The sequence below is a fragment of the Peribacillus sp. SIMBA_075 genome (assembly GCF_046534585.1).
In genome coordinates this window covers 1-251 of sequence record NZ_JAWRYN010001166.1, presented here as the reverse complement: position 1 = coordinate 251, position 251 = coordinate 1, and the positions used below count along the sequence as shown (strand labels likewise).

Here is a 251-nt window from a genome sequence, read left to right as displayed (position 1 = left end):
GAGAATGTTGTAGCGAAAGGTTCGGGTAAAGGGGCTTATATTGATGGATATCGTGTAGGTGGAAAAACTGGAACTGCTCAAAAGGTGAAAGATGGAAAATATTTAGATAATAACTATATTGTATCATTTATCGGTTTTGCTCCAGCTGACGATCCGCAAATTGTTGTTTATGTAGCAGTGGATAATCCAAAAGGAGTCACTCAATTTGGTGGAGTTGTAGCAGCACCTATTGTTGGGAATATTCTTAGTGA

1 protein-coding gene is annotated in these 251 nt (G+C 38.2%); it reads left to right on the top strand.

Going from position 1 to position 251, the window contains the following annotated elements; translation table 11 throughout:
* Positions 1-251, top strand: a 251-nt coding sequence (locus tag SB775_RS31980) for a penicillin-binding transpeptidase domain-containing protein (protein ID WP_410865310.1), incomplete at both ends; no start/stop codon positions are given.